Annotated in this window: 25 protein-coding genes and 1 tRNA gene; 13 read left to right on the top strand and 13 right to left on the bottom strand. The window is 63.9% G+C overall.

What is annotated here, in order from left to right; genetic code table 11:
• The first annotated feature begins 33 nt into the window (after nt 1–33).
• The 3 genes from ACMDCR_RS17090 to ACMDCR_RS17100 all read left to right on the top strand — a co-directional run bounded on the left by ACMDCR_RS17090 (nt 34) and on the right by ACMDCR_RS17100 (nt 904).
• Nucleotides 34–109: transfer RNA gene (locus ACMDCR_RS17090), tRNA-Val, on the top strand.
• A gap of 65 nt (nt 110–174) precedes the next feature.
• A complete protein-coding gene (locus ACMDCR_RS17095; protein WP_413987756.1) occupies nt 175–309 on the top strand; it encodes a hypothetical protein in 135 nt (44 codons plus the stop codon).
• Between the two features lie 385 nt (nt 310–694).
• Nucleotides 695–904, top strand: coding sequence for a hypothetical protein (locus ACMDCR_RS17100; RefSeq protein WP_413987757.1), 210 nt, complete (start codon nt 695–697; stop codon nt 902–904).
• 20 nt (nt 905–924) lie between these two features.
• Here the strand turns inward: ACMDCR_RS17100 and ACMDCR_RS17105 are convergent, their stop codons facing one another.
• From ACMDCR_RS17105 to rfbF, 5 genes are read right to left on the bottom strand one after another with little or no spacing between them, the layout of a single operon-like run.
• Nucleotides 925–1,881, bottom strand: a complete 957-nt coding sequence (locus tag ACMDCR_RS17105; protein ID WP_413987758.1) for an ion channel — start codon at nt 1,879–1,881, stop codon at nt 925–927.
• Nucleotides 1,882–1,884: 3 nt separating this feature from the next.
• Complete coding sequence (gene rfbC / locus ACMDCR_RS17110) at nt 1,885–2,415, bottom strand: dTDP-4-dehydrorhamnose 3,5-epimerase (protein ID WP_413987759.1); 531 nt, start codon at nt 2,413–2,415, stop codon at nt 1,885–1,887.
• Complete coding sequence (locus tag ACMDCR_RS17115; RefSeq protein WP_413987760.1) at nt 2,412–3,644, bottom strand: methyltransferase domain-containing protein; 1,233 nt, start codon at nt 3,642–3,644, stop codon at nt 2,412–2,414. The genes rfbC and ACMDCR_RS17115 overlap by 4 nt, the downstream gene beginning before the upstream one ends.
• A 10-nt stretch (nt 3,645–3,654) precedes the next feature.
• Nucleotides 3,655–4,719, bottom strand: a complete 1,065-nt coding sequence (rfbG, locus tag ACMDCR_RS17120; protein ID WP_413987761.1) for a CDP-glucose 4,6-dehydratase — start codon at nt 4,717–4,719, stop codon at nt 3,655–3,657.
• Entirely contained in the window at nt 4,716–5,489 is a 774-nt protein-coding gene (gene rfbF, locus ACMDCR_RS17125) for a glucose-1-phosphate cytidylyltransferase (protein ID WP_413987762.1), read from the bottom strand. Before rfbF ends, rfbG begins: the two co-directional genes overlap by 4 nt.
• Nucleotides 5,490–5,564: 75 nt before the next feature.
• Here rfbF and ACMDCR_RS17130 point away from each other — a divergent pair, with 75 nt between their 5' ends.
• Nucleotides 5,565–6,749, top strand: coding sequence for a glycosyltransferase family 61 protein (locus tag ACMDCR_RS17130; protein ID WP_413987763.1), 1,185 nt, complete (start codon nt 5,565–5,567; stop codon nt 6,747–6,749).
• A gap of 24 nt (nt 6,750–6,773) precedes the next feature.
• On the opposite strand, the gene ACMDCR_RS17135 is transcribed toward ACMDCR_RS17130, so the two are convergent.
• On the bottom strand, nt 6,774–7,550 hold the full coding sequence (locus ACMDCR_RS17135) for a pyrroline-5-carboxylate reductase (protein WP_413987764.1): 777 nt from the start codon (nt 7,548–7,550) through the stop codon (nt 6,774–6,776).
• 86 nt (nt 7,551–7,636) lie between these two features.
• Nucleotides 7,637–9,535 carry a potassium transporter Kup gene (locus ACMDCR_RS17140; protein WP_413987765.1) on the bottom strand — a complete coding sequence of 633 codons (1,899 nt, stop codon included), beginning with the start codon at nt 9,533–9,535 and terminating at the stop codon, nt 7,637–7,639.
• 143 nt (nt 9,536–9,678) lie between these two features.
• On the opposite strand from ACMDCR_RS17140, the gene recJ reads away from it, so the two are divergent.
• Nucleotides 9,679–11,487: a single-stranded-DNA-specific exonuclease RecJ gene (recJ, locus tag ACMDCR_RS17145; protein WP_413987766.1), complete on the top strand. Its 1,809-nt coding sequence runs from the start codon at nt 9,679–9,681 to the stop codon at nt 11,485–11,487.
• A gap of 9 nt (nt 11,488–11,496) precedes the next feature.
• On the opposite strand, the gene ACMDCR_RS17150 is transcribed toward recJ, so the two are convergent.
• The 3 genes from ACMDCR_RS17150 to ACMDCR_RS17160 all read right to left on the bottom strand — a co-directional run bounded on the left by ACMDCR_RS17150 (nt 11,497) and on the right by ACMDCR_RS17160 (nt 13,074).
• Nucleotides 11,497–11,787: a cysteine rich repeat-containing protein gene (locus ACMDCR_RS17150; RefSeq protein ID WP_413987767.1), complete on the bottom strand. Its 291-nt coding sequence runs from the start codon at nt 11,785–11,787 to the stop codon at nt 11,497–11,499.
• 1 nt (nt 11,788) lies between these two features.
• Nucleotides 11,789–12,694 carry a sterol desaturase family protein gene (locus ACMDCR_RS17155; protein ID WP_413987768.1) on the bottom strand — a complete coding sequence of 302 codons (906 nt, stop codon included), beginning with the start codon at nt 12,692–12,694 and terminating at the stop codon, nt 11,789–11,791.
• Between the two features lie 71 nt (nt 12,695–12,765).
• Complete coding sequence (locus ACMDCR_RS17160) at nt 12,766–13,074, bottom strand: hypothetical protein (RefSeq protein WP_413987769.1); 309 nt, start codon at nt 13,072–13,074, stop codon at nt 12,766–12,768.
• Nucleotides 13,075–13,258: 184 nt separating this feature from the next.
• On the opposite strand from ACMDCR_RS17160, the gene ACMDCR_RS17165 reads away from it, so the two are divergent.
• Nucleotides 13,259–13,981 carry a response regulator gene (locus tag ACMDCR_RS17165; protein WP_413987770.1) on the top strand — a complete coding sequence of 241 codons (723 nt, stop codon included), beginning with the start codon at nt 13,259–13,261 and terminating at the stop codon, nt 13,979–13,981.
• Complete coding sequence (locus ACMDCR_RS17170) at nt 13,978–15,336, top strand: sensor histidine kinase (protein ID WP_413987771.1); 1,359 nt, start codon at nt 13,978–13,980, stop codon at nt 15,334–15,336. Before ACMDCR_RS17165 ends, ACMDCR_RS17170 begins: the two co-directional genes overlap by 4 nt.
• On the opposite strand, the gene ACMDCR_RS17175 is transcribed toward ACMDCR_RS17170, so the two are convergent.
• The gene (locus ACMDCR_RS17175) at nt 15,337–16,362 is read right to left on the bottom strand and encodes an aldo/keto reductase (protein ID WP_413987772.1); all 1,026 of its coding nucleotides are present in this window, start codon (nt 16,360–16,362) and stop codon (nt 15,337–15,339) included.
• 175 nt (nt 16,363–16,537) lie between these two features.
• Here ACMDCR_RS17175 and ACMDCR_RS17180 point away from each other — a divergent pair, with 175 nt between their 5' ends.
• A complete protein-coding gene (locus ACMDCR_RS17180) occupies nt 16,538–16,972 on the top strand; it encodes a winged helix-turn-helix transcriptional regulator (RefSeq protein WP_413987773.1) in 435 nt (144 codons plus the stop codon).
• Nucleotides 16,973–17,007: 35 nt separating this feature from the next.
• Here the strand turns inward: ACMDCR_RS17180 and ACMDCR_RS17185 are convergent, their stop codons facing one another.
• Together ACMDCR_RS17185 and ACMDCR_RS17190 are read right to left on the bottom strand one after the other, a co-directional pair.
• Nucleotides 17,008–17,856: a class I SAM-dependent methyltransferase gene (locus ACMDCR_RS17185; protein ID WP_413987774.1), complete on the bottom strand. Its 849-nt coding sequence runs from the start codon at nt 17,854–17,856 to the stop codon at nt 17,008–17,010.
• 302 nt (nt 17,857–18,158) lie between these two features.
• A complete protein-coding gene (locus ACMDCR_RS17190) occupies nt 18,159–18,767 on the bottom strand; it encodes a TetR/AcrR family transcriptional regulator (RefSeq protein WP_413987775.1) in 609 nt (202 codons plus the stop codon).
• A gap of 120 nt (nt 18,768–18,887) precedes the next feature.
• On the opposite strand from ACMDCR_RS17190, the gene ACMDCR_RS17195 reads away from it, so the two are divergent.
• Genes ACMDCR_RS17195 through ACMDCR_RS17215 form a run of 5 tightly spaced genes read left to right on the top strand, consistent with a single transcriptional unit; the run spans nt 18,888 to nt 25,356 of the window.
• Nucleotides 18,888–20,495, top strand: a complete 1,608-nt coding sequence (locus ACMDCR_RS17195) for a carboxyl transferase domain-containing protein (RefSeq protein ID WP_413987776.1) — start codon at nt 18,888–18,890, stop codon at nt 20,493–20,495.
• 8 nt (nt 20,496–20,503) lie between these two features.
• Entirely contained in the window at nt 20,504–21,265 is a 762-nt protein-coding gene (locus tag ACMDCR_RS17200; protein ID WP_413987777.1) for an enoyl-CoA hydratase-related protein, read from the top strand.
• Nucleotides 21,262–23,280: an acetyl/propionyl/methylcrotonyl-CoA carboxylase subunit alpha gene (locus ACMDCR_RS17205; RefSeq protein ID WP_413987778.1), complete on the top strand. Its 2,019-nt coding sequence runs from the start codon at nt 21,262–21,264 to the stop codon at nt 23,278–23,280. The genes ACMDCR_RS17200 and ACMDCR_RS17205 overlap by 4 nt, the downstream gene beginning before the upstream one ends.
• A complete protein-coding gene (locus ACMDCR_RS17210) occupies nt 23,277–24,200 on the top strand; it encodes a hydroxymethylglutaryl-CoA lyase (RefSeq protein WP_413987779.1) in 924 nt (307 codons plus the stop codon). The genes ACMDCR_RS17205 and ACMDCR_RS17210 overlap by 4 nt, the downstream gene beginning before the upstream one ends.
• On the top strand, nt 24,193–25,356 hold the full coding sequence (locus ACMDCR_RS17215) for an isovaleryl-CoA dehydrogenase (protein WP_413987780.1): 1,164 nt from the start codon (nt 24,193–24,195) through the stop codon (nt 25,354–25,356). The genes ACMDCR_RS17210 and ACMDCR_RS17215 overlap by 8 nt, the downstream gene beginning before the upstream one ends.
• Nucleotide 25,357 lies beyond the last annotated feature (1 nt).

Genomic DNA, 25,357 nt, shown 5'->3' on the forward strand with positions numbered 1-25,357 from the left:
CAATAGACAGGCGCCGTGGCCCTTGCGCCACCCGGGCGGTTAGCTCAGTTGGTAGAGCATCTCGTTTACACCGAGAGGGTCGGCGGTTCGAGCCCGTCACCGCCCACCAGAATTGATTTCTGGCCAGCAACCCTCCACCTCCTTGTACATTTGCTGTCTTGTTGGTCTTGGCTCTTGTTTAAGAAGGGTGCCTTTCCTTCGCACAAGGAAGCCCGCGAGACTACCATCCGCTATCGCCGTCATGCCGCTGGCTACGGGGCCGAGGCGCGCACCGATCATGTGCTGGCCGTGATCGTATACAGCGACTGAGACAACCGCCGCCTCGGCCGTACCTGAGCAAGGCGAACCGGGTACCCCATTGCGGCGCCCCGGCCGCTTGATGCGGTCAGACATGCTCTACCCATGGGGAAGCGCGGGGGGCTACCCTGGCTGCGTGCTCTGCCAAAGATAGCGATTGCAAGATCGTCCAGGGTCTTTGTACCTGAAGAGACCTACCCCAAGGTTGATAATTATTTTCTATTGAAGATTGTACCTTCGTAAACTTGGCAATCTCATCGCTCTCGGGGGATATGCTGTTCGATAACATTTACGTGATCGCGCGTAGCCCTCGTTAAGCAATTCTGTTCAAGAATCATTCATGGGCGGTCGCTAGTTTGTCTGCAGCGCTGGGGAGCGCCTCAAGGAAGCCAATATCATGAAGAAGATTGTTCTCGCTGCCGCAGCTCTGTCCTTCGCCGCTCTTGCTTATGCTCCCGTTTCGGCTTCGGCTGCTCCGGTGCGTGACACCGCTTCGGTCGGTGCGGGGATGTATCACCATCACTATCACCACCACTGCAAGATCGTGCGGACCAAGGTCCGCCATCACGGTCATTGGGTCTGGACGTCGCGCAAGGTCTGCCGCTGAGGCCAGAGCCTGAACCGCGTTCACAGCTGCCGCCGGTCCGTTTCCTCGGGCCGGCGGTTTTCATTTGTCAGCAGGTTGTGCGGGATGGTGTCGTGGAACCGCGAGTAATCCATGATGATGGAGTTGTCGGCCGACGGCGTGAGAATGTCGGCAAAACTCGCATGCCAGTCGATATCCTGATGCCCATAGATCTTGCGCGCACGGACATCGTCATTGGAGGTCTCGTCGCGGCCACGCACGGTGACGATCAGGTTCACATCGCTGGCTTCCAGAGCAGCGGCGTCCATATTGTGGAGCAGGCTGGTCTCGTCGATGACATGGATCAGCGTCCAGCTCAGCGCAAAGAGGGGGTTCTCGCTGCGATCGAGCTTGAGGGCGTGAAAGCGCCGGTAGCGGGCGCTCTCCTGATTGGTCTCCAGCCGTGTCATCCAGAGCTTGGCGGTGGCGTCCGAGATGAGGTTGTGCCGGGCATTGGCAAAGCGTGCCATCAGCACCGGCTTGCGGTCATAGCGTGAGACCACCAGCTTCTGGGTGAAGAGGATCTGTGCCCGCGGACGCGAGAAGCGCGCGAACACCAGGCCGGTGAGGATGGCGATCGACATCGTTCCCATGAATATCTCGATCGTCGCCAGGATGTGGCCATAATGCGTCTGCGGATGCATGTCGCCATAGCCGACGGTGGCGAGAGTCTCGACCGAGAAATAGAAATGGTCGACAAAGCCGCCGGTCGGGACATTTGCGACCGGTGGGTAGCCAAGGCGCGCGAGCCACCAGAAGGCCAGCGCGAAGATCGCCGCAACGCCGAGATAGACAACTGCCGCGGAAAGAAAGAAGCGCGGCCAGCTCGCCGTCATCGCTCGGTAATAGAAATCGCCGAACGGGTGACGCCTGAGCCCCCTGATGACGAAATGGCGCCCCGCGAGCGTGATGCCCTGGCCACGAGGCGTATGGTCTCTGGGCTTGGGCAATCTCGCCATGTGCTATCCAGCGAAAGCCGGCCAGGTCTGGTCGGCTTGGGAGATGGAAGCCGGCGAGTGCGGCCAGTCAATGGCGAAGGCCGGATCGTCATAGCGATAGCCGCGGGCATGGCCGGGCACGTATTTGCGCCCCATGCCGTAGAGCACGTCGGTGTCGGCGGTCAGCGTCAGGAAGCCGTGGGCGCAGCCTTCGGGAATATAGAACTGGTTGGTCCTCTCGGCCGTCAGCTCGACGCCGACCCATTGCCTGAAGCTCGGGCTTTCCGGGCGCAAGTCGACGGCGACATCGAAGATGGCACCGCGCGCTACCTGCACCAGCTTGGCTTCAGCGAGGGGCGGATCCTGGAAATGCATGCCGCGCAGGGTGAAGGCCTTGTCATTGCGCGACAGGTTGCTCTGCGCCAAAGTGAAGTCGATGCCCGCCGCGGCAAATTCGTCGGGGCAGTAGATACGGGAAAAAAACCCCCGGTCGTCGCGCCACCGCTGGGGCTCGATCAGAAAACACCCGGGGATTTTGGTTTCGGTGAAGATCACGGCATCATCTTGATTTGGGGCACGGCGGTGACGAACAGGCTGCCTGCCGGCATCAGCGGGCGGGTCTGCTCCATCACTTCCTCGGCGATGTTCCAGGGCAGGATGACGAGATAATCGGGCGCAATTTCGCTGATCTTGTCCGGCGAGTGGATCGGGATCTGGCTCCCGGGCAGAAGACGGCCCTGCTTGGCAAGCGAACGGTCGAACACCGCGACGATGTCGGCCGGCGTGGCGCCGCAGAAATTGAGGAAGGTGTTGCCCTTGGCCGCCGCGCCATAGGCGGCGATCTTCTTGTTGGTGGCCTTTGCCTCGGCCAGGAAGGCGAGGAAGCCGCGCTTGACCTCGGCAACCTTGTCGGCGAAACCCTCATAGCCGGCCAATGTGTCGAGACCGGCGGCATGCTCCTTGGCGCGCAGGGCGTCGAGACGGGCCGAGGGCTGATGGCTGGAGCTGGCGGGCGCGGCATAAAGGCGGAGAGAACCGCCATGCGTCGGCAGTTCCTCGACATCGATAGCCTTGAGGCCTACGGAAGCGAACACCTTCTCAACTGTAACCAGCGAGAGATAGGAGAAGTGCTCGTGATAGATGGTGTCGAACTGCACCTTCTCGATCAGGTTCAGCACATGCGGGAACTCGAAGGTGACGACACCCTCCGGCTTCAGGAGCGTGGCAAAGCCACCGACGAAGTCGCGGATATCGGGCACGTGGGCAAGCACATTGTTGGCCGTCATAAGATCGGCCCGCTTGCCTTCGGCGACCAGGCGCCTGGCCGTCTCGACGCCGAAGAAGGCGACTTCGGTATCGATGCCCTTGGCACGCGCCGTCTCGGCTACATTCGCCGCCGGTTCAACCCCGAGCACCGGTACGCCGGCCGCCTTGAAATGCTGCAGGAGGTAGCCGTCATTGGAGGCGATCTCCACCACCAGCGAATCCGGGCCGAGATGGAAGCGCCCGATCATCGCCTCGGCGTAGCGCTTGGCGTGAGCGACCCAGCTGTCCGAATAGGAGGAGAAATACGCATAGTCGGAGAAGATGGCATCCGGCGGCACGGAATCGTCGACCTGCACCAGCAGGCAGCTCGGGCAGACGCGGGCGTGCAGCGGAAAACTACGCTCGGGATTCTTATCGTCCGGCAGGCGATAGTCATTGGCGAGCGGCATGGAGCCGAGATCGCACAAGGTTGTGGTGAGGGGCGTCGCGCAGAAACGGCAATTGGGGACGAGGGGCATGGCAATTGCCTCAGAGCATTGAGAAATGGGAGATTTGATCGAGAGTGAAGGCATGCATGTCCTGGCCCGCGGCCTCGGCAGCATACCACTGCGCCGTCCATTCCAGGCTGGGTTGTCCGGCGAGCAGGTCCTGCCAGCCGAGCAAGCGGCGCGCTTCGTTGGAATCGACGGTGAGCGCCTTCATCTCGATGGAGCCGGGAACGGGCCTGTGCGCCCAGTCGGGCTTGCGGCCGAGGGCCGCAAAGACGGCATCGGCCACGGCGGCGACGGGCAGGGGGTGGTTGGGATCCGGCCCGAAATTAAGGGCGCGTGGCATATCCGGTCCATCCACGAGCGCCTCGGCGTAGACAAGATAGCCGTTCACGCAGTCGAGCACATGCTGCCAGGGACGCGTCGCCTCGGGATGGCGCAGTTCGAGCGTCCTGTCGCTGCGCACGGCGCGCACGATATCTGGCACGAGACGGTCGGCCGAATGATCGCCGCCGCCAATGACATTGCCCCCACGGGCCGTGGCGAGCGGTACGCCGGCCTTGTCGAAGAAAGAGCGCGCATAGGAATAAGCGACGATCTCGGAAGCCGCCTTGGACGCGGAGTAGGGGTCCTTGCCGCCGAGCTTGTCGCCCTCGATGAACGCGGCGCCCTTCTCCTCGTTGAGATAGACCTTGTCCGACGTCACGGCCAGGATGCCCTTTAGCCCCTCGCTGCCGCGCAGGGCCTCCAGCAGATGAGCGGTGCCCATCACATTGGAGGCGAAGGTCTCGATCGGGTCGGCGAGGGAGCGGCGCACCAGGGCCTGCGCCGCCAGGTGCAGCACGATGTCAGGCCGCGTCTCGGCGACGACGCGCTTGACGGCGGCCAGGTCTCGCAGGTCTCCGAACACCGAGCGGATGCTGCGTTCGACGCCGGTGGTCCGGAAGAAGGGCTGGTCCACTTCCGGCGGCAGGGCAAAGCCTGTGACTTCGGCACCAAGTCTGTGCAGCCAGAGGGCGGCCCAACCTCCCTTGAAGCCGGTATGGCCCGTGAGGAGGACCTTCCTGCCACGCCAGAATTCAGCCTTTGGCAGCGCGCCGCTCACGCCCACACCTTCCAGGGGGCCTTGCCCTGTGCCCAGAGCTGCTCCAGATGGTTCTTGTCGCGCAACGTATCCATTGGATGCCAGAAGCCTTCGTGACGCCAGGCCATCAACTCGTCATTACGGGCCAGCGTTTCCAAAGGCGCGGCCTCCCACGGTATTGAATCGCCGGCGATGAGGTCCGTCACGCTTGGGTCGAGCACGAAGAAGCCGCCATTGATCAGCGTGTTGTCGCCCGGCGGCTTCTCGACGAAGCTGGTGATGCGATTGCCGTCCAGGGTGATGGAGCCGTAGCGACCCGGCGGTACCACGCCGGTCAGGGTCGCGCGCTTGCCATGCTCCTTGTGGAATGCGATCTGGGCGGTGATGTCGATATTGCCGACGCAGTCGCCATAGGTGAAGCAAAAGGGCTCCCCGGGGGTGAGAAACGAGGCAACGCGCTTGAGGCGCCCGCCTGTCATACTGGCCTCGCCCGTATCGACCATGGTCACGCGCCAGGGCTCGGCCTTCGGATTGTGATAGGTAATCTCGTTCTTCTCTGCGTCGATGGTCACATCCGCATTGTGCAGGAAGTAGTTCGAGAAATACTCCTTGATCATGTAGCCCTTGTAGCCGAGGCAGATCACGAAGTCGTTGATGCCGTGATAGCTGTAGATCTTCATGATATGCCACAGGATCGGGCGGCCGCCGATTTCGATCATGGGCTTGGGGCGCAGATGCGATTCTTCCGAAATGCGCGTGCCCATGCCGCCGGCGAGAATGATAGCTTTCAAGGTTTGACTCGATAGACAGAGGGTAATTGCGCGGCTATAGCCGCTTGGCTACTCAATGGCAATCAATTGGCAGAAATGGCGCGCGTCAAATCCGGATTTCGCAAGCGTTTTAACATCCGCTATTGGCGCTGGCAGGCGACCCACGCCACCATAGGCAAAATAGGCGTTCTGCGCCGCCGCTTTTCCTTCTATCCCCGGGCTGTTCACCCCACCAGGGTGGCAACGCGAGTCCTGGAAGACAGATCCTTCGACCTCCCAACCCTGTTTACCCCGGAGGAGACGGCGTTCGTCCGCGATAAATGCTGGCCTTACGACACGCTGGCGGGCGACTGGGCGGGCGAGCCCTCCGCCAAGGCGCGCCAGATCGCGGTGACGATTCGTGATGCGGAAATGCTGGGCCATGTCGGCCTGATCATGGCCCCGCAGCATCAGGCCGTGGTCATGTCGCAGGAGGGAACAGCCAATTGGAACTTCGCCAAGGCGAAAACGCTGCGCCAGGACCTGCCGGTCGCCGGGCGCTGCCATTTCCTTGCCCGCACGGACAATTACTACCACGCGCTGTTTCACGACCTCGTGCCGCTGGTGGATTATCTGGAAAGACTGCATCCCAGAGGCATGCCGCTCACCCTGGTGTGCACGCCCGCACGGCTGGCGATCCTGAGACAGGCCTGCGCGCTGCTGGAGAAGGCTTATCCGGGGCTGCGCACGATTGAACTGGCTGAGGATGCGAAGGTGCCGGTGGGAGAGGCCCTGTGGCTGTCCTTCGAGGCCGGCAACGCCGAATGGAACTTCGCGGATGCCGCTCCCGTGCATCGCCTTGCAGAGATTTTCCGCGAACATTACGGGGTGCCGCGCGGCGGCAGTCGCCGGCTTTTCTTCTCGCGCGGCGGCAGCAAGATCCGGCGCCTCCTCAACGAGGATGCCCTTTTCGAGATCGCGAAGGCACATGGTTTCGAGCGCTTCGAGGCACGGGCCGACAATCAAGCCGAGCAGGTTCGGTCCTTCAGCGAGGCCGATATCGTAATCGGCGTTCATGGCGCCGGGCTCGGTAATCTGGCTTTTTGCCGGCCGGGCACGAAGATGCTTGAGATCTTCCCCGAGAATTTCACCAAGAGTACCTATTTGTGGGTGAGCCGGCATATCGGCCTGGACTACCATTGGATCGTCGGTGGCCGGGGAGACTACGACCAAGCCTTCAGCCTGGACGAAACTGCCTTCAGACAGAAGCTGGAAGCCCTGTTGCGGCAGGAGCTCACCTGATCCCCACAGGCTGGTTGGCCTGCCTCACGATTGGGACGCCAGGATACGCAGATGCACACTGCCCAGGCTCTCCGCGAAAGCATCGAACATGCCCCGGGCCGTCAGTTCGCGCAGGACCTGTTCATTGATGCCGCCACGCGTCGCATATTCTTCGGCGAGGTGCATGAAGCCTGGATCCGACGTCGCGTCCGGCGCGTGCGCCAGCGCCTTGTAGATTGTAGCGATATAATCATTCGCCTTCGCATCGGCGACGCCGTGGTCCTTCAGCCAGCCATAAACGGTATCGAGATATTTGAAGTAGGCAGCAAAGGTCGCGGTGACCACGCTAAGGGCGTTGAATTCATCGGCATCGTCAGTCGCAATCACTTTTCCCAATCGCCCGAAAAAATCCGCCATGTCCGGATCGGACGGGTAGATCAGCGTCGCGCCCTGTCTCCGGGCGATCATGGGCATGGGCAACGCCTTCGTCACCCGCGCCGCAGGGGAGGCGAGGCCTGCAATGTCCTCACGGGACAAGGTGGCGATCAGGCTGACGACGTGATGATCGGGACGAAAACGCAAGGCCGAGAGTATCTCGCGTGCGACCTGAGGCCGGACAGCGACCATGATGGTGTCACACGCGTCGAGCACCGCCTGATTGTCGGTGGCAACCCGTACATCCGCATAGCGGGAGGCGAGATCGTCGGCAATTTCCTGGTTGCGGGGCGACAGGAGCACCGGCACGGAATTGTCGGTGTGGGATTTGAGCCCGGAGACCACCGCGGAGGTGAGCGCCCCCGTCCCGATAAAACCAAGTTTCATGAATGCCCGCCCCCTGTCCTCGGAAAAGTCGCCGGCCGACGATAGTCGGGGCCACGCCGTCGACAAACCCATAACGGCAAGCAGTGTCAGATTTCGATCTCGGCGCCGAGCTGCACCACCTGCGTGGCCGGGATGCGGAAATAGGAGGCCGAGCGTTCTGCGTTGCGCTGGAGCATGGCGTAGAGCACCTCGCGCCAGAAGGCCATGCCCGGGAGCTTCTTGGCCGGTATCACGGTCTCGCTGCCGATATAGAAAGACATCCTGGCGAGGTCGACTTCCGGGATCAGGCCGCGCTGCAGCGCCAGACGCAAGCCACGCACCACATCCGGTTCCTCCATGAAGCCGAAATGCAGGATGACGCGCTGGAAGTCCGGTCGCAGCGGGATGATCTCTACCCGATCTTCCTCCTTGATGCGGGGGATCTCTGCACTCTCGACCGTCACCAGCATGACCCGTTCGGGAATGGCGTGGGTGTGGCGCAGGAAGATGCTGAGCGAGAGCGGCATGCCGGACGATGCGGAACTCAGGAAAGCCGCTACGCCGGGTAGCCGGACCGGCCTTTCGGCCTCCATCGTGTTGAAGAAGGTCGTCTCCTCGACGCGCAGATGCTTGCGGGCGTTTTCGGCGAGGATCTGGCCACGCCGCCAGGTCAGCATCAGCATGGCGACTGTGACGGCCAGCAGCAGCGGATACCAGCCGCCCTCGAACAGCTTGATGCCATTGGCCGCGACAAAGATCACATCGACGATGAAGAAGGCGCCGTTGACCAGGATGACGAGGAAGAGGTTGTAGCCCCACTGCCGTGCTACCAGCGCCGCCAGCAGCGTCGTGATGGCCATCAGAAGCGACACTGCGATACCGTAGGCGCCGGCCAGGGCCGCCGAAGAGCCGAAGCCGACGACAGCCACGATGGTACCGATGCAGAGCAGCCAGTTGACGGTGGGCACATAGATCTGGCCGAATTCGTCATGCGCCGTCTGCTTGATGGTAAGGCGCGGCAGGAGGCCGAGCTGCATGGACTGGCGGGCGAGCGAGAAGGCGCCGGAAATGATGGCCTGGCTCGCGATCACCGTCGCGGCCGTGGCGAAGATGATGATGGGGAAGTGCAGCCAGGCCGGCACCAGGTTGTAGAACGGATTGTTGGCCGCGCTCGGATCGCTGAGCAGCAGGGCGCCTTGCCCCAGATAGTTCAGCGCCAGGGCCGGCAGGGCAACGACAAACCAGGCGAAACGAATGGGATTGCGGCCGAAATGGCCCATATCGGCATACATCGCCTCGCCGCCGGTGACCGCCAGAAAGGCGGCGCCGAGCACGGCGAAGCTGACGGCTGGATTGGCGTTCAGCAGGAAATGCAGGGCGACGAAGGGGTTGAGCGCCATCAGGATCGCGGGATCGCGGGCGGTGGCGAAAGCCCCCAGCAAACCGATGGCGATGAACCAGAGCAGCATGATCGGTCCGAACAGGCGCCCGATCAGGCCCGTGCCATAGCGCTGCATCAGGAAGAGGGCGAGCAGGATGACAACCGTGAGCGGTACCACGATCTTCACCAGCGAGGGCGCGGCCACCTCCAGCCCCTCGATGGCGGAGAGCACGGAGATCGCGGGCGTGATCGCACCGTCGCCGTACAGCAGGGCAGCGCCGACCAGGCCCACCACCAGGAGGATAGTGCTCTGACCCGCCTTGCGCCGCCCGCTGCCTTCAAGAATGGCGAGCAGGGCCACGATGCCGCCTTCGCCTCGGTTGTCGGCGCGCAAGATCAGGATGGCGTATTTCAGGGAAACAATGAGGATCAGCGCCCAGAAAATCAGCGAGACCACGCCCATCACGATCCAGGACTGCGTTGCTCCGCCCGGGCCGCTGGAACCGATGGCTGTCTGCAGGGCATACAGCGGGCTGGTGCCGATATCGCCATACACGACGCCGAGCGCTGCAAGGGCCAGGCCGGGCGAAAGGCGGGATCCGGAGGCAGGCGCCTTTGCTGTCATGGATGTCGCCCGAAACCGCGTGACCACTCTGAGGCGGTTAATGGCAGATTGTGAGGCGACGTCAAGGAAGGTAGACAAAATTGCTGCGCAATCCGGCAGAAAATCTGTGGCGAAGCAGTGTTGAGCGCCGATATGCTTCGACCATGCAAGCAGCTTCAACTTCAGCGCGTTTTTTTCTGGACGTGCAATCCTCCTTCACGGGGAAGGCTTGGCGCGAGCGCCTCGACAGCCACGGCCAGATGCAGGCGGTGGCGCTGGCGCAGCGTGCCGGCCAACCTGATCTCCTCGCGCGCGTCCTCGCGGGGCGGGGCGTGACGCCGGAGGAGGCGGAGGCCTTTCTGGCGCCGACGGTGCGCCACTACATGCCCGATCCCTCACGCCTGACCGATATGGACGCGGCGGCCGACAGGCTCGCCGATGCGGTGATGCGGCAGGAGAAAATCGCCATCTTCGGGGACTACGACGTCGACGGTGCAACATCCTCGGCACTGCTGGCCGGCTGGCTGCGCGAATCGGGGCTGGCCCCACGCATCCATATTCCCGACCGCATCTATGAGGGCTATGGCCCCAACGAGGAGGCGATACGCCTATTGTGGGCCGACGGCGCCAGCCTTCTTGTGACCGTCGATTGCGGCACCACGAGCGTCGAGGTGCTCGGCAACGCGGCGGAGATGGGCTTTCAGACGCTGGTCGTCGATCATCACCAGGCTGGAGAGACACTTCCTCCTGCGGTGGCCGTGGTCAATCCCAACCGTCTCGACGACCTCTCCGGCCAGGGGCATCTGTGCGCCTGCGGCGTGACGTTTCTTCTCATCGTCGCCACGAGCCGCACGCTGAGGCGGCGCGGTTGGTGGACCACCGCGCGCCCGGAGCCGGATCTCCTGTCACGGCTCGATCTGGTCGCTCTCGGCACGGTGGCCGATGTCGTGCCGCTCAAGGGGCTCAACCGGGCCTTCGTGGCGCGCGGCCTAGCCGTGATGCGCCAGCGCCAGAGGGCGGGTCTCAGGGCCCTGATGGACATGGCGCGGCTGGACGGGCCGCCGAGGCCCTATCATCTCGGCTTCCTGCTCGGTCCCCGTATCAATGCCGGCGGGCGCATCGGCGATGCGGCATTGGGCGCGCGGCTGCTGCTGACGGAAGACGAGCAGGAGGCCGCGTCGATCGCCGCGACCCTCGATCGTCTCAACCGCGAACGGCAGACGGTCGAGGCGATCATGCTCGAGGAGGCACTCAACGAGGCCGTTGCCTCTCTCGGGCTGGAGGAGAAGGGCGCGACCGTGGTCACGGCTTCGAGCAACTGGCATCCCGGTGTCGTCGGGCTGGTCGCAGCGCGCCTCAAGGAGCGTTTCGGCCGCCCGGCCTTTGCCATTGCATTCAACAAGGAGGGCGTCGGCACCGGCTCAGGCCGCTCCATCGGCGGTGTCGATCTTGGCCGCGCCGTTCGTCTCGCCGTCGAGCGCGGCCTTCTCTCCAAGGGCGGCGGCCACGCGATGGCGGCGGGCGTGACCCTGGCCCAGGCCGAGCTCGGTGCCTTCCGCGCTTTCCTGGAAGCAGAACTCGCCGCCGGTGTCGAGGCGGCGCGCGCCAGTGCCGCGCTCGAGATCGATGGGGCGCTCTCGGCCGGCGGTGCCACCACCGGCCTCGTCGAGATGCTCGAACGCGCCGGCCCCTACGGCCAGGGCAATCCGGAGCCGATCCTGGCGTTGCCGGCCCACGAGCTTGCCTTCGCCGATGCGGTGGGCGAGAGCCACCTTCGCATGCGCCTCAAAGGCCATGACGGCGCCCTGGTGGACGCGATCGCCTTTCGCGCTATCGGCCAACCCCTTGGCGATGCCCTCATCGGCCAGCGCGGCAAGGCGATCCATGTGGCCGGCACGCTCAGCGTCGACCGCTATGGCGGGCGAGAACGCGTGCAGTTCCGCGTCATAGACGCCGCGCCCGCCGGGGCCTAGGCCGACAGCTTATTGGCCGTCCTGCTTGTTCTGAAGCGCTTTCACGCTGATCATGCCCTGCTTGCAGGCAGCGCTGAGTTCGTCCTTGTGGCTGATCAGGCACTGCACGATGCGGCCATTGCCCTTTTCCACATTGCTGCAGAACTTGCGGTAGTCCGGCAGGCAGGGCTTGAGCATGGTACGCGCCTGACTTTTCATTTCCGGTGACATCTGCGGAAAGGCGGTTGCCGGCAGCAGCAGAACCAGGGCGCCGAGGGCGAGGCCGGCGACGGTCAGGCTGCGGGTGAGATATCCGTTCATGTCATTCTCCAGACAGGCGAGGCGGGTGGTTGAAAAAGGAAGCGGTTACGTCGCGGCGCGGCTTGCGCGAATGTGGGGCGCCAGGCGGAGCAAAGAGGGCTCGCCAGCGTTCCGGCCATGAGGCGCTTCTGTAAAAATCTCCGAACACCGCGGCCCATTGACCGAGAGCGATGCGCAGCGGGTTCAGGCTCGGGGGAACCCCAAGGAGACCATAGTGAAGCGGCTGGTCCTTCGGGGCCTCGGCGAATGTGCCGAACAGCCGGTCGAAGACGATCAGGATGCCGCCGTAGTTCTTGTCGAGACAGGAGCGGTTGCAGGCGTGATGCACGCGATGATGGGTCGGCGTGTTCAATACCCATTCCAGGGCACCGAGCCTCGGCGACAGCTCCGTGTGAATGAAGAATTGGTACATCAGGTTCAGCCCCAGCATGGCCACGATGGCGAGGGGATGAAAGCCGAGCAAGGCCAGTGGCAGGAAGAACAGGAAATTGCCGGAAATGTTGCCGGTCCAGCCCAGGCGGATCGCGGCCGTCAGGTTCAGTTTCGTGGCCGAGTGATGCACGCTATGCGTGGCCCACATCCAACGGATGCGGTGGGAGGCGCGATGATGCCAGTAATAGAGGAATTCACTGCCTATGAAGAGCGCAGCCAGGGCGAGCGGGCTGGTCTGCTCGAAGTCGAACAGGCGGTGCTCGTAGACGAAGACGAAGGGCATCGCGACGACCACGGCCTCGATGCTCCGCATGAGATTGTGCCCCAATGCGACGCCCAGTGTGGCGGCGCTCTCCTTCAGATCATGGGTCTCGTGATGGACAAGCCGGCCGAGGGCATATTCCAGCACCATGAAACCGACAGCGGTGGCCAGAATGATCAGGCGGACTTCCAGGCCGAAGATATGAGCCAACATCGGGTTACTCGGGCAACAATAGGCTGCGCGTGAGAAAGCCGGCCCGGAACGAGATCCGTGCCGGCCGGGCTTCAGTAATATGAGGAGCCACCATAGGTGTGGGTGTTGCCGCGCGGGCCGGTGAACTCGCCGTTCCAATTGCAGGTGCCGCCTCCGCAGGCGGCCTGGCCCTGCCGGCTCCAGCTGTTGCCGCGGAAGCCCGTGCCTCCCCCTTGCCAGGAGCAGGAGCCGCCGGCGCAACTGCCCGAACTGCCCCAGCTCGTGGTGCCACGCGGGCCGGTGACGGAATGCGAGCGGCTCCAGGAACCGGCATTGGCGTCCGCGATGGCGGCGACGGACAGGATGGCGGCAAGGGCAGGAATGGCGATAAGCCTCGTCATGAACTCTCTCCTTGTTCAGGGAAGGGCGCTGGGCGCCGGGAACCAGGAGAGGTTGCGGTGGATATGTCGATGCAGTTTCACCGCTACACAACTTTTGTTATCGATTGATCGCCCGCGTGTAACGATTTGTAAAAACGGGCGTCGCTGTCTTGCTGGCTGGTCGGCTCTGTTGAAGACTGTCGCGATGAAGGACGCAACGAACCTTGTTCTCATCGTTGAGGACGACCCGGAAATCAGCCGCCTGGTGGCGGACTTTCTGCGCCGCGAGGGCTTCGCAGTCGAGGTAGCCGGGGATGGCCGGGCGATGGATATGGTGCTGCAGCGCGAGCGCCCCGACCTGATCGTGCTCGACCTGATGTTGCCGGGCGAGGATGGCCTGTCGATCTGCCGCCGCCTCAGGGCTGCGAATACCATCCCCATCCTCATGCTCACCGCCAAGAGCGATGAGATCGACCGGGTGGTGGGCCTCGAAATGGGCGCGGACGATTATCTCGCCAAACCCTTCGGCCCACGCGAACTCCTGGCCCGCATCCGGGCGATCCTGCGCCGGGTACAGATCAGTCAGCCCCAGGTCGCCAGCCGCCGCTATGCCTTCGACCGTTTCATTCTCGACATCGATGCACGAAGCTTCCACGAGGTCGAGAACGAGGGTAGCCCCATCGCTCTGACCAGCGCCGAATTCGACCTGCTCGCCTGCTTCATCCAGCGCCCGCGCCGGGTACTGAGTCGCGAGCAGATCCTCGACTGGACGCGGGGGCGCTCGGCCGATCCCTTCGACCGCACCGTCGACATGCTGGTCTCGCGCCTGCGCAAGAAGCTTGAGGCGGCGAGCCCCGGCTCCAACCTGTTTTCCACCATCCGCAACGGCGGCTACCTCTTCACCGCGCCGGTCAAGCAGATCCAATGATGCTGCGCCTTACCCTGGCGACGCGTATGGCGTTGATCATCCTGGTCGGCTTGATCGCGGTCTGGATCGTGTTGCTGGCGAGCCATTACTGGGCGCGCGGCGGCGACATGGAGAGCGCGCGGCCGCCGCCGGCGCGTATTGCAGCGCTGGTGGAATTGCTGGAGGGCGCAGATAGCCGGCTGACGCCTCTGATTCTGACGGCTGCGACCACCGCAGCCTTCGAGCCCAGGCTGGTCTCCGCCGGCAGCGACGCCGAGACCATCCTTCCCCTCGTCGATATCAGCGAGCGCAGGCCCTATGAGCAGGTCCTCGGCGGGCGTCCGTTGACGATGACGATCTCGCCCGATCTTTCCTTTGGCCACCGCTTGCGCCGGCTGGCCGCATTGGCCAATAACGGCCTGGAATTCCGCATCGGCCTGAGGACCGGCCAGAGCCTGGTAATCGACACGAGAAGTCCGGTTGCAGTGAACCGCTTCGGCCTGCCGGTCGGGTTCTTCGCCGGCCTGGTGGGCACGGTGATCGCCTTGCTGGCGCTTCTGGTGATGCAGCGCGAGACAAAACCGCTGGTGCGCCTGGCCGCCGCCGTCGATCGGGTCGATCTTTCCAACGCGCCCGTGCCCTTGCCGCAGCCTAGGCGCAGCGCCCCGGAGATTCGCGCCGTCATCAATGCCTTCAACCGGCTGCAGGGGCGCCTCTCCGGCATGATGCGCGCGCGCATGGCGCTGATCGGCGGCATTTCCCACGACGTGCGTACCTTTGCGACGCGACTGCGCCTGCGGGCGGATTTCATACCCGAGGAGATGGAGCGCCAACGAGCCATCGCCGATATCGACGACATGGTGCGCCTGCTTGACGATGCACTTCTTTCGAGCCGGGCAGGAGCGGGCGAACTCTCCCAGGAGATCGTCGACTTCCAGGAGATCGTTCGCGCCGAGGTCGCGGATCGACAGGCCTCCGATGCGCGCATCGTTTTCACACCGGCGACCGGCGCAGGGGGCGCCAATGTGCTTGGCGACAGGCTGGCCTTGCGCCGGATTGTCGCCAATGTCACAGACAACGCTCTGAAGTATGGCCAGGCGGCGCAAGTACAGACCTTGCGCGACGGCGAAGCGATTGTCCTTGTTGTCGATGACGAAGGGCCGGGCATTCCGCCCGATCAACGCGAGATCCTGCTGGAGCCGTTCAGCCGGCTCGAAAGCTCGCGTAGCCGCGGCACCGGTGGGGCAGGTCTGGGGCTGTCCATCGTCCGCACGCTGGCCGAAGCGCATGACGGCACGGTTGAGATTTCGGACGCCCCCGGTCGGGGCGCCCGCGTGAGTGTCAGGCTGCCTTTGTTTGACAAGGGCAGGAGTTGATCACACCGGTGCCGGATTGCGTTCGGTGAAGCCGCGCTGGTGCCAATAGGGATAGGGCAGGGTGACCGTGCTGGCTTCGTCCAGCTTGGCGATCTGCTCCGGCGTGAGGGACCAGCCGACAGCGCCGAGATTCTCGCGAAGTTGTGCCTCGTCACGGGCGCCGATGATGATGGTCGCCACGGTCGGGCGGTGCAGCAGCCAGTTCAGGGCGATCTGCGGCACGCTCTTGCCGGTCTCGGCAGCGACGGCATCAAGCGCATCGACCACGCGATAGAGCAACTCGTCCGGCACGGGCGGGCCGTTCTCCGCCGTCGTGTGCAGGCGGCTGCGCTCCGGCAGCGGCGCGCCGCGGCGCAGCTTGCCGGTGAGGCGGCCCCAGCCGAGCGGGCTCCACACCACCGCCGAGACCCCCTGGTCAAGGCCGAGCGGCATCAGCTCCCATTCATAGTCGCGGCCGACAAGTGAATAGTAGGCCTGGTGGGCGACATAGCGCGGCAGGCCGTAACGGTCGGAAGTGTCGAGCGATTTCTGCAGGTGCCAGCCCGAGAAATTGGAAACGCCGATATAGCGGATCTTGCCTGCACGGATGAGCGTATCGAGCGTATAGAGCACCTCGTCCACAGGCGTCATTGCGTCGAAGCCGTGGAGTTGGAAGAGATCGATATAGTCGGTGCCAAGGCGCTTCAGCGACTTCTCGATCGTCTGGGTAAGGTGGAAGCGCGAGGAGCCGACATCGTTGGGCCCGTCGCCGGAGCGGAAGGTAGCCTTGGTGGAAATCAGCACCTTGTCGCGCCGGCCGGCGATCGCCTTGCCCAGCACCTCTTCCGCAAGGCCGTTGGAATACACGTCAGCGCTGTCGAACATGGTGACGCCGGCATCAATGCAGATGTCGATGAGATGCCGCGCCCCGCCGGCATCCGTATTGCCCCAGGCCTTGAAGAAGGCATTGCCGCCACCGAACGTGCCGGTGCCGAGGCTCAGCACCGGCACCTCGAAGCCCGAACTACCCAATTGACGATATTCCATTTCAATCCTCATTCACGGTCATCATCCACCTTGGCAGGTGTTCAGGTCCATCCGGTAGATGGGCGTGAAATCGCTGCTTCTGTGTTTCTGTCCAGGAGACCCGCCCGGGACATCGCTTGTGGTGTGGCAGTATGCTAGTCTCGAATGAAGACCAGCATCAAGAGTGAGAGTAGATATGTCTGCACGGGAAACGGCTCTGGCCCGTCTCATGCCTGTGGCGGAGCCGATCAGGCTGGCCCGCGGCAAGCGCGCGCGTCCCGAATGCGCCATTCGCGATATACTCGATCGAATCGGGGATAAATGGAGCTACCTCCTGATCATGACACTGGCGCAGCGCCCGCACCGCTTCGGCGAGCTTCGTCGTGCTGTCGATGATATCTCCCAGCGCATGCTCACCGAGACGCTGCGCAGCCTGCAGCGCGATGGGCTGATCGAGCGCACCGTGTTTCCCACCACGCCGCCGAGCGTCGAATACCGCCTGACCGAGCGCGGCCGCTCGCTGCAGGCGCCGATGCGCGGCCTGATCGACTGGGCTGATGCGGAAATGCCTGCGATCAAGCGCACGCGCGAGGCGTTCGATGCCATGGCGAGAGATGGCTCCGTCGGCTGATCACGCACAATTGCCTGTCAGGTATTGACGCTAGATCACGACATATCAGCCACGGTCGACCAAGCGCCGATTTCGTATCGGCCAACCAGGATGCTGCCCTTTTCCTCCACCTCTGCCTGAACGCGGGAGTGAAGAGTGGCGATGTCGATCTCTTCCAATGTCGCAACGCCCATCTGCGCGATAACGGGCGCCAATGTCGTCACCAGATCGGTGATCAGATCGATGCCATTGGTCTTGCTGGCGCTGCCTCCTATCAGTGTGTGCAAGGCCATCGTCGGGGCAGGAAGCCCAGCGTCGACAAAGGCTGAGTACAGATCGATGCACATTTGCGGATTGGTGCCGACTCTGCGGAAAGTCTGCACGATCCAGTTGTGACAGCGGTCATACAGCGGCGCCGGGGGGTACGACTGCGCGCCCAATCCGCCGGCCTCGTGAAACACCATGATCCCGCCAGGGCTCAAGTGAACCCGCAGCTTTCGGAGCATCGCCACCGGGTCCGGCGAGAAACACAGGATATATCGGCCAACGACCGCATCAAACGAACGGTCGAAGACAAGTTCGGCTGGATCACCAACGAGGAACGACACGTTCCGCAGGTCCCGCCTCTGTGCAGCCCTGGTTGCCTCCGCGACGGCAAGGGAGGATCGGTCCGTGCCGACAACTTCACCACCGGGGCCAACGAGCTCGGCTACGAGGAAGGCAACATCGCCCGCGCCACTGCCGACGTCGAGGACGCGCATCCCCGGGCATAGGCCGGCGCTCTGGAAGAATTGACGTGTCATCGGATTGACCAGGAGGGCCTGCCTGTTCAACCGCTTGAGCTCGCTATCGGTATGACCGAGCTCATAATCATGGCTTCGCTTGACTGCGCCAGCCTCGGACATGCTCTGCTCCCCCAAAAGAGCAAGTGGCACGGTTCACTTCAACGGATGGGTCGAACTGCAAGGATGGCAAGGGCCTTGAAGATTATATCCTGATCCACGGAGCACATAGTCCAGCATCGGGAAAACATCGGCTCCGTGAATGCTTGATAAAGCAGCGCGACCGCCGCCATGTTTCTATCATTTGTAGATATAGCGTAGCAAGTACAACCGACCATAGCAGAGTGCCGCCTCGTGGACCATAGCGTGCGCTTGTTTTGGCAAGGGCGATGGTTCAATGACTCGTCATATTGGCGATGTCCTGCCTACCGCGTGACCTCACCAGTTCGCACGATACCTTCCAAGACCAACCTGCGGTGGGTCGAGATGATTTCCTCTTCGCTCAGCCTGCCGCCCGGATCGTACCAACTGACCACACCTGTCAGCAAAGCCAGCAGGGCATAGGTCGTCACGGGAACATCCGGTACCGACAGGACTCGCTGTTCCACGCCTTCGGCCAGGATGGCGGCAAGCCTGGCTTCGTATGCCCGCCTCAAGCGGGTTATCACCGTGAGATTTGCCGGCTCCAGGCTGCGCAGCTCCGAATTGTTGACGAACACCTCCATCTTGCGGGTGAGATGATAGCGCAGATGGAAGTCGATGAAGGCGTCGAGCCGGGCGAGAGGCCCCTCCACCCCGGCGAGCGCCTCGTCGAGCGCCGCGGTGAGCGTGCGCATATGCTCGGACAGCAGTTCGAACAGCAGGGCCTGCTTGGTGGCGATGTGGTTGTAGAGAGAGCCAGGCTGCACGCCGACCATCTCGGCAAGATCGCGTAGGCTCATGCCCTCATAGCCGTGCTCGAAGATCAGCCTGAGGCCGGCGGCGCGGATCGCCTCTGCCGTCTTCGCCCCGTCCGAGCCAGCCCTGCGTGCCATGTTTTTTCGCCGTGCTAATTCACTTGCGGATCAACCCGCGTCTCATTATAAAAACTAACGTACGTTCTTTTATGATGAAATGCTGGCTGCGACAAGCAGCCGAAAGGCAAGGCGCACTGCATGCCGATCATAGGGGATACAATCGATCGGCGTTCGGATGCGTATCGACGCAATCGCGAAACGCTGTTCTCTCTCAGCTCGGACCTGAAGGAAAAGATCGCGCAGGCCGCCTTGGGCGGCTCGGTCTCGGCGCGCGAACGGCATGTGAAGCGGGGCAAGCTGCTGCCGCGCCAACGTATCGATCTCCTGCTCGATGCCGGTTCGCCCTTCCTTGAGCTCTCGCAGCTTGCCGCCTTCGGCCTTTACGACGACGAGGTGCCGTCCGCAGGCCTGATTACCGGGATCGGCCGCGTCAAGGGGCGCGAATGCATGGTGGTGGCGAATGACGCCACGGTGAAGGGCGGCACCTATTTCCCGATGACGGTAAAGAAGCACCTGCGGGCTCAGACCATCGCGGCGGAGAATCGTCTGCCCTGCCTCTATTTGGTCGATTCCGGTGGCGCCTTTCTGCCCAAGCAGGACGAGGTGTTCCCCGATCGCGAGCATTTCGGCCGCATTTTCTTCAATCAGGCCAGGCTGTCATCCGCCGGCATTCCGCAGATCGCCGTGGTGATGGGAAGTTCCACCGCGGGTGGCGCCTACGTGCCCGCCATGGCCGACCAGGTCGTGATGGTGCGGGAGCAAGCGACGATCTTTCTTGGTGGTCCGCCTCTGGTGAAGGCCGCCACCGGCGAGACCGTCAGCGCCGAGGAACTTGGCGGCACCGACACCCATACGCGCATTTCCGGCGTCGCCGATTACGCCGCCGAGAGCGATGCGCAGGCGCTCGGACTGGCCCGCGAGATCGTCGCTGGCCTCAACCGTCGCAAGCCGGAGGTCGGCGAGAGGCGGGCGCCACGCGCACCGCTCTACGAAGCTGACGAGATCTATGGCATCGTCTCGGCCGATCCCCGCAAGCCCTATGACGCCAGGCAAATCATCGCCCGCATGGTCGATGGCTCGGAGTTCGATGAGTTCAAGGCGGCCTATGGCGCGACGTTGGTCACCGGTTTTGCCCATATCTGGGGCTATCCGGTCGCCATTCTCGCCAACAATGGCATCCTTTTCTCAGAATCGGCTCTGAAGGGAGCGCACTTCATCGAGCTTGCCTGCCAGCGTGGTATACCGCTCGTCTTCCTCCAGAACATCACCGGCTTCATGGTCGGGCGCGACTACGAGGCCGGTGGAATCGCCAAGGACGGCGCCAAGCTGGTGGCCGCAGTGGCGGCGGCTGACGTCCCGAAATTAACCGTGGTGATCGGCAATTCCTTTGGGGCCGGCAATTATGCCATGTGTGGGCGGGCCTACGACCCGCGTTTCCTATGGATGTGGCCGAACGCCCGCATTTCGGTCATGGGCGGCGAACAGGCGGCCAATGTGCTGGCGCAGGTCCGGCGAGAGGCTTCTCGGAACGATCGGTCCATAATCGATGAGGAAGCGGAAGAGGCCTTCAAGGCGCCGATCCGCGCCCAGTATGAGGAGCAGGGCAGCCCCTACTATTCCACCGCGCGCCTCTGGGACGACGGCATCATCGACCCGGCTGAAACGCGCATGGTCCTGGCGCTCGGCCTGTCGGCAGTGCGCAACGCCCCGGCCAGGGAGACACGCTTCGGCGTGTTCCGCATGTGAGCCTGCATGTGCACAGGGAAGGCGCCGTTGCGGTCCTCACGCTCGACCGGCCCGAGGTGATGAACGCCTTCGACGATCATCTCATCGCCGAACTGACGCGGGCCTATGGTGCCGCCGGCCAGGACCCGGCGATCCGTGCCATCGTTCTGCGCGCGGAGGGCGCGGCCTTCTCTGCGGGAGCCGATCTTGCCTGGATGCGCCGGGTGGCCGACGCATCTCCGGAGGACAATCTCGCCGACGCCCGGCTACTCGCCGAATTGATGCGCGTCGTCGATACCTGCCCCAAACCGACGCTCGTCCGCATCCAGGGCGCCGTCTTCGGTGGGGCGGTCGGCCTGATCGCCTGTTCGGACGTCGCCATTGCCGTGCAAGGTGCGCTTTTCGCTCTCAGCGAAGTGCGGCTCGGCCTGATCCCTTCAGTCATCAGCCCTTATGTCGTGCGCGCTGTCGGCGTGCGTGCGGCCCGGCGCCTATTCGTAACGGCCGAACGTTTCTCGGCCGAGGAAGCACTGCGCCTGGGGCTGATTCACGAGGTCGTCTCGATGGACGAACTGGACCAGGCCATCGAACGCGCCCTGTCGGCCATTCTGTCCGGTGGGCCGCTGGCGGTGCTCGCGGCGAAGAAGCTCGCCTGCGACATGGATGGTCCGATTACGGCTGAGCGGATCGAGGAGAGCGCCCGGCGGATCGCCAATATCCGCTCATCGCCCGAAGCCCGTGAGGGGCTGGCCGCCTTCTTTGCCAAGCGCAAGCCGGGATGGATGCCGTGAGCGTTGGCGTCCGGACGCGGATTCGCACCTTGCTGGTCGCCAATCGCGGCGAGATCGCGGTGCGCATCATCCGTACGGCTCGCGCCATGGGCATTCGGAGTGTCGCGGTGTTCTCGGACGCCGATGCCGGGAGCCTTGCCGTGAAACTCGCTGACGAAGCTGTCTTCATCGGGCCGCCTCCGGCCCGCGAGAGCTATCTCGCCATGGAGAAAATCACGGCGGCGGCCAAGGCAAGCGGCGCTGACGCCGTGCATCCCGGCTATGGGTTCCTCGCCGAGAATGCCGATTTCGCTGCCGCCTGTGTCGAGGCTGGCCTGCTCTTCGTGGGCCCCACCGCCACCACCATCCGCGCCATGGGTGACAAGGCGCAGGCGCGGATGCGCATGTCCGCTGCGGGCGTGCCCGTGCTTCAGGGGTATGATGGGGAGGAACAGTCGCCCGAAGTGCTGGCAAAGGCTGGCGAAACCATCGGCTTTCCCTTGTTGATCAAGCCTTCGGCCGGCGGCGGCGGCAAGGGCATGCGTGTCGTGGAAACGGCCGGGGATCTTCGCGCAGCGCTGCAGACGGCGCAGCGCGAGGCGGTAGCCGCCTTTGGCGATGGGCGGCTCATCCTGGAACTCTACCTACAGAACGCCCGGCACGTCGAAGTTCAGGTTTTCGGCGACAGTTTTGGAAATGTCGTGCATCTCTTCGACCGCGATTGCTCGGTGCAGCGCCGCCACCAGAAGGTGATCGAGGAGGCGCCGGCGCCTGACCTGCCGCAGGCGCTGCGCCGGGATCTCCATGAGGCCGCCATTACCTGTGCTCGCTCCGTCGACTACCGCGGCGCCGGCACGGTGGAATTCCTGGTGGCCGATGACCGCTTCTTCTTCATGGAAATGAATACGAGGCTGCAGGTTGAGCATCCGGTCACCGAGGCGATCACCGGCCTCGACCTCGTCGAATGGCAGCTGCGTGTGGCCGCTGGCGAAAGGCTGCCGCAGCCTCAGTCGGCGATCACCTGTCAGGGCCATGCGATCGAGGCGCGGCTCTGCGCCGAGGATCCCGACAGTGGCTTCCTGCCGAGCACAGGCCGCATCGAGCATCTGGCGTTGCCTGAAGAGAGAGCCGGCATACGCGTCGATACCGGGTTCCAAACAGGCGACAGCATCTCGGTCCATTACGATTCCCTGCTCGCGAAGATCGTCGCTCGCGGCGCGGATCGAGGGGACGCCATGGCACGCCTCGCTGCGGCGCTCAAAGCCACGGAAATTGTAGGTCCCGCGACCAATCGCGCCTTCCTCGCGCGCATTGTCGACCATCCGGCCTTCGCGGGAATCGATGATCTCGACACCCGTTTCATCGAACGCCATGACGCGGATCTGCTGGCAGCTGCGCCTCCACCGGACGCCCTCGTGATCGCTGCAGCTGCTTTCCTCGCATTGCGGAGAATGGAGCGTGCCGCCGGTCAGGCGGCCGATCCGGCCGACCCATTTTCGCCCTGGGACCAGACCCGTGGTTGGCGGCTCGGTGGCGCGGCAAGTCGGCGGCTCGAGCTCGAGATGGCGGGCGACACCACTGCCATAGACGTAACCTGGGTGCCGGAAGGGTACAAGCTTGCCTTCGCCGGACACCGCTTGTCGGTGGCGGGTCGTGCCGAGCCGGAGGGTGCCGCAAGGCTACGGATCGATGACCAACTCGTCAATCTGCGCTTCTTCGCACAGGGCGCCGATATCCATCTTTTCGCCCGGGGGATCGCTTATCATTTCACGGTCCTCGATCCCGGGCGCTCGCGCGGGGGCAAGGAGGTCGCCGGCGGCCGGATCGTCTCTCCGATGCCCGGCCTCGTCCTCGCAGTCTCGGCGGCGGCGGGCGATGCGGTCGAGAAGGGGCAGGCACTGGTGGTGATCGAGGCCATGAAGATGGAGCACACCGTCGCAGCGCCCCGCGCCGGCAAGGTGCGCTCGGTCGATGTCGGCGTGGGCGAGCAGGTTGTCGCCGGCGCGGAGCTCGTTGTGCTGGAGGCGGAAGCATGAGCCGGGCGAGATCGATCCATATCGTCGAAGTCGGCCCGCGCGATGGGCTGCAGAACGAGGCGAGGATCCTGCCGGTCGTGGCCCGCATCGGCCTCATCACGGCCCTGGCCGAGGCGGGGCTCAGAACGATCGAGGCCGGAAGCTTCGTCTCGTCCAGGCATGTGCCGCAAATGGCCGATACAGCCGGCGTGCTGGCTGGTTTGTCGCTGCCGCCGGAGGTCGATCTGCCGGTCCTGGTGCCCAATGGCCGGGGTTTCGGTGACGCCGTCACCGCCGGGGCGCGCAGCATAGCCGTGTTTGCCGCGGCCTCGGAATCCTTCAGCCGCCACAATATCGGGCGTGGCATCGACCAGAGCCTTGCGGACTATCGGCCCATCGTGGCCGAGGCGCGCGCCAAGGGATTGCGGGTGCGCGGCTACGTCAGCTGCGTGCTTGGCTGCCCCTATGAGGGCAAGGTGCCGCTGACGAGGGTCGTCGATGTCGCCACACGGCTCGCGGACATGGGCTGCGAAGAAGTCTCCCTCGGCGATACCATCGGGGTCGGCACTCCCGATGCCGCCCGCGCAATGGTTTCGGCGGTTGCCGGGGAAATCGGCATCGCGCCGGTCGCGCTGCATTTCCACGATACCTATGGGCAGGCGCTCGCCAATGTCCTTGCCTGTCTCGACCTCGGCGTGACGACGGTGGATTCGGCCGTAGCCGGTCTTGGCGGCTGCCCCTATGCGCCAGGGGCCAGCGGGAACCTGGCGAGCGAGGATCTGGTTTACATGCTGGCTGGTCTCGGGGTCGAAACCAGCATCGATCTCGGGCGGCTCACTGCGGCAGGAAAGGCCGTCTGCGCGGTCCTCGGCACCAAGCCACGATCGCGGGCGGCGCAGGCCCTGGCGGCGCAAATGGCGGTGGAGAGCACCCATGTATGATGGTGGTCTGAACTTCGGTCTGGACGCCGAAATCGAGGCCCTGCGCGATGGCGTCCGCCGCTTTGCCGCCGCGAAGATCGCCCCTCGCGCGGCCACCATCGACCGCGAGAACAGCTTTCCGCGCGATCTGTGGCCCGCGCTTGGCGATCTGGGTCTGCTCGGCATCACCGCCGAACCCGAATATGGCGGGGCCGGCATGGGTTATCTGGCCCATTGCGTGGCGATGGAGGAGCTCAGCCGGGCCTCGGGAGCTGTCGGCCTGTCCTATGGCGCCCATTCCAATCTCGCCGTCAACCAGCTCACACGCCATGCCACGCCCCAGCAGAAACGGCGCTATCTGCCCAAACTGATCTCCGGCGAGCATGTCGGGGCCCTCGCGATGTCCGAAGCGGGATCCGGTTCCGACGTGGTGTCGATGGCACTGCGGGCCGAGGCAAGGGGTGATGGGTTCGTGCTCAACGGCACCAAGATGTGGATCACCAACGGGCCCGACGCCGATGTGCTGGTCGTCTATGCCAAGACCGATCCCTCTGCCGGCCAGCGCGGCATCACCGCCTTCATCGTCGAGCGCGGCTTTACCGGCTTCCGATCCTCGCCCAAACTCGACAAGCTTGGCATGCGCGGCTCCAACACCTGTGAACTCGTGTTCGAGGATTGTCGTGTGCCGGCCGAAAACGTGCTCGGCAAGCTCAATGCGGGTGTCGGCGTGCTGATGTCCGGCCTCGACTTCGAGCGCGTGGTGCTGGCCGGCGGGCCACTCGGCCTGATGGCGGCGGCGCTCGATCTCGTCGTGCCCTACGTGCATGAGCGCCGCCAGTTCGGCGAGCCGATAGGTGCTTTCCAGCTCATGCAAGGCAAGCTCGCCGACATGTACACCGCCTCGAACGCTGCCCGCGCCTATGTCTATGCGGTCGCAGCGGCCTGCGATCGCGGTCAGACATCCCGCAAGGACGCGGCGGGCTGCGTGCTCCATGCCGCCGAAGCGGCCACGCAGGTCGCGCTCCAGGCGATCCAGGCCCTGGGTGGCAATGGCTACATCAATGATTACCCGGCCGGGCGTCTGTTGCGCGACGCCAAGCTCTACGAAATCGGAGCCGGAACGTCGGAGATCCGGCGCATGCTGATCGGTCGCGAGCTTTATCGCGAGACCCAGTGAG

Source organism: Labrys okinawensis, assembly GCF_047345005.1.
GTDB lineage: Bacteria > Pseudomonadota > Alphaproteobacteria > Rhizobiales > Labraceae > Labrys > Labrys okinawensis.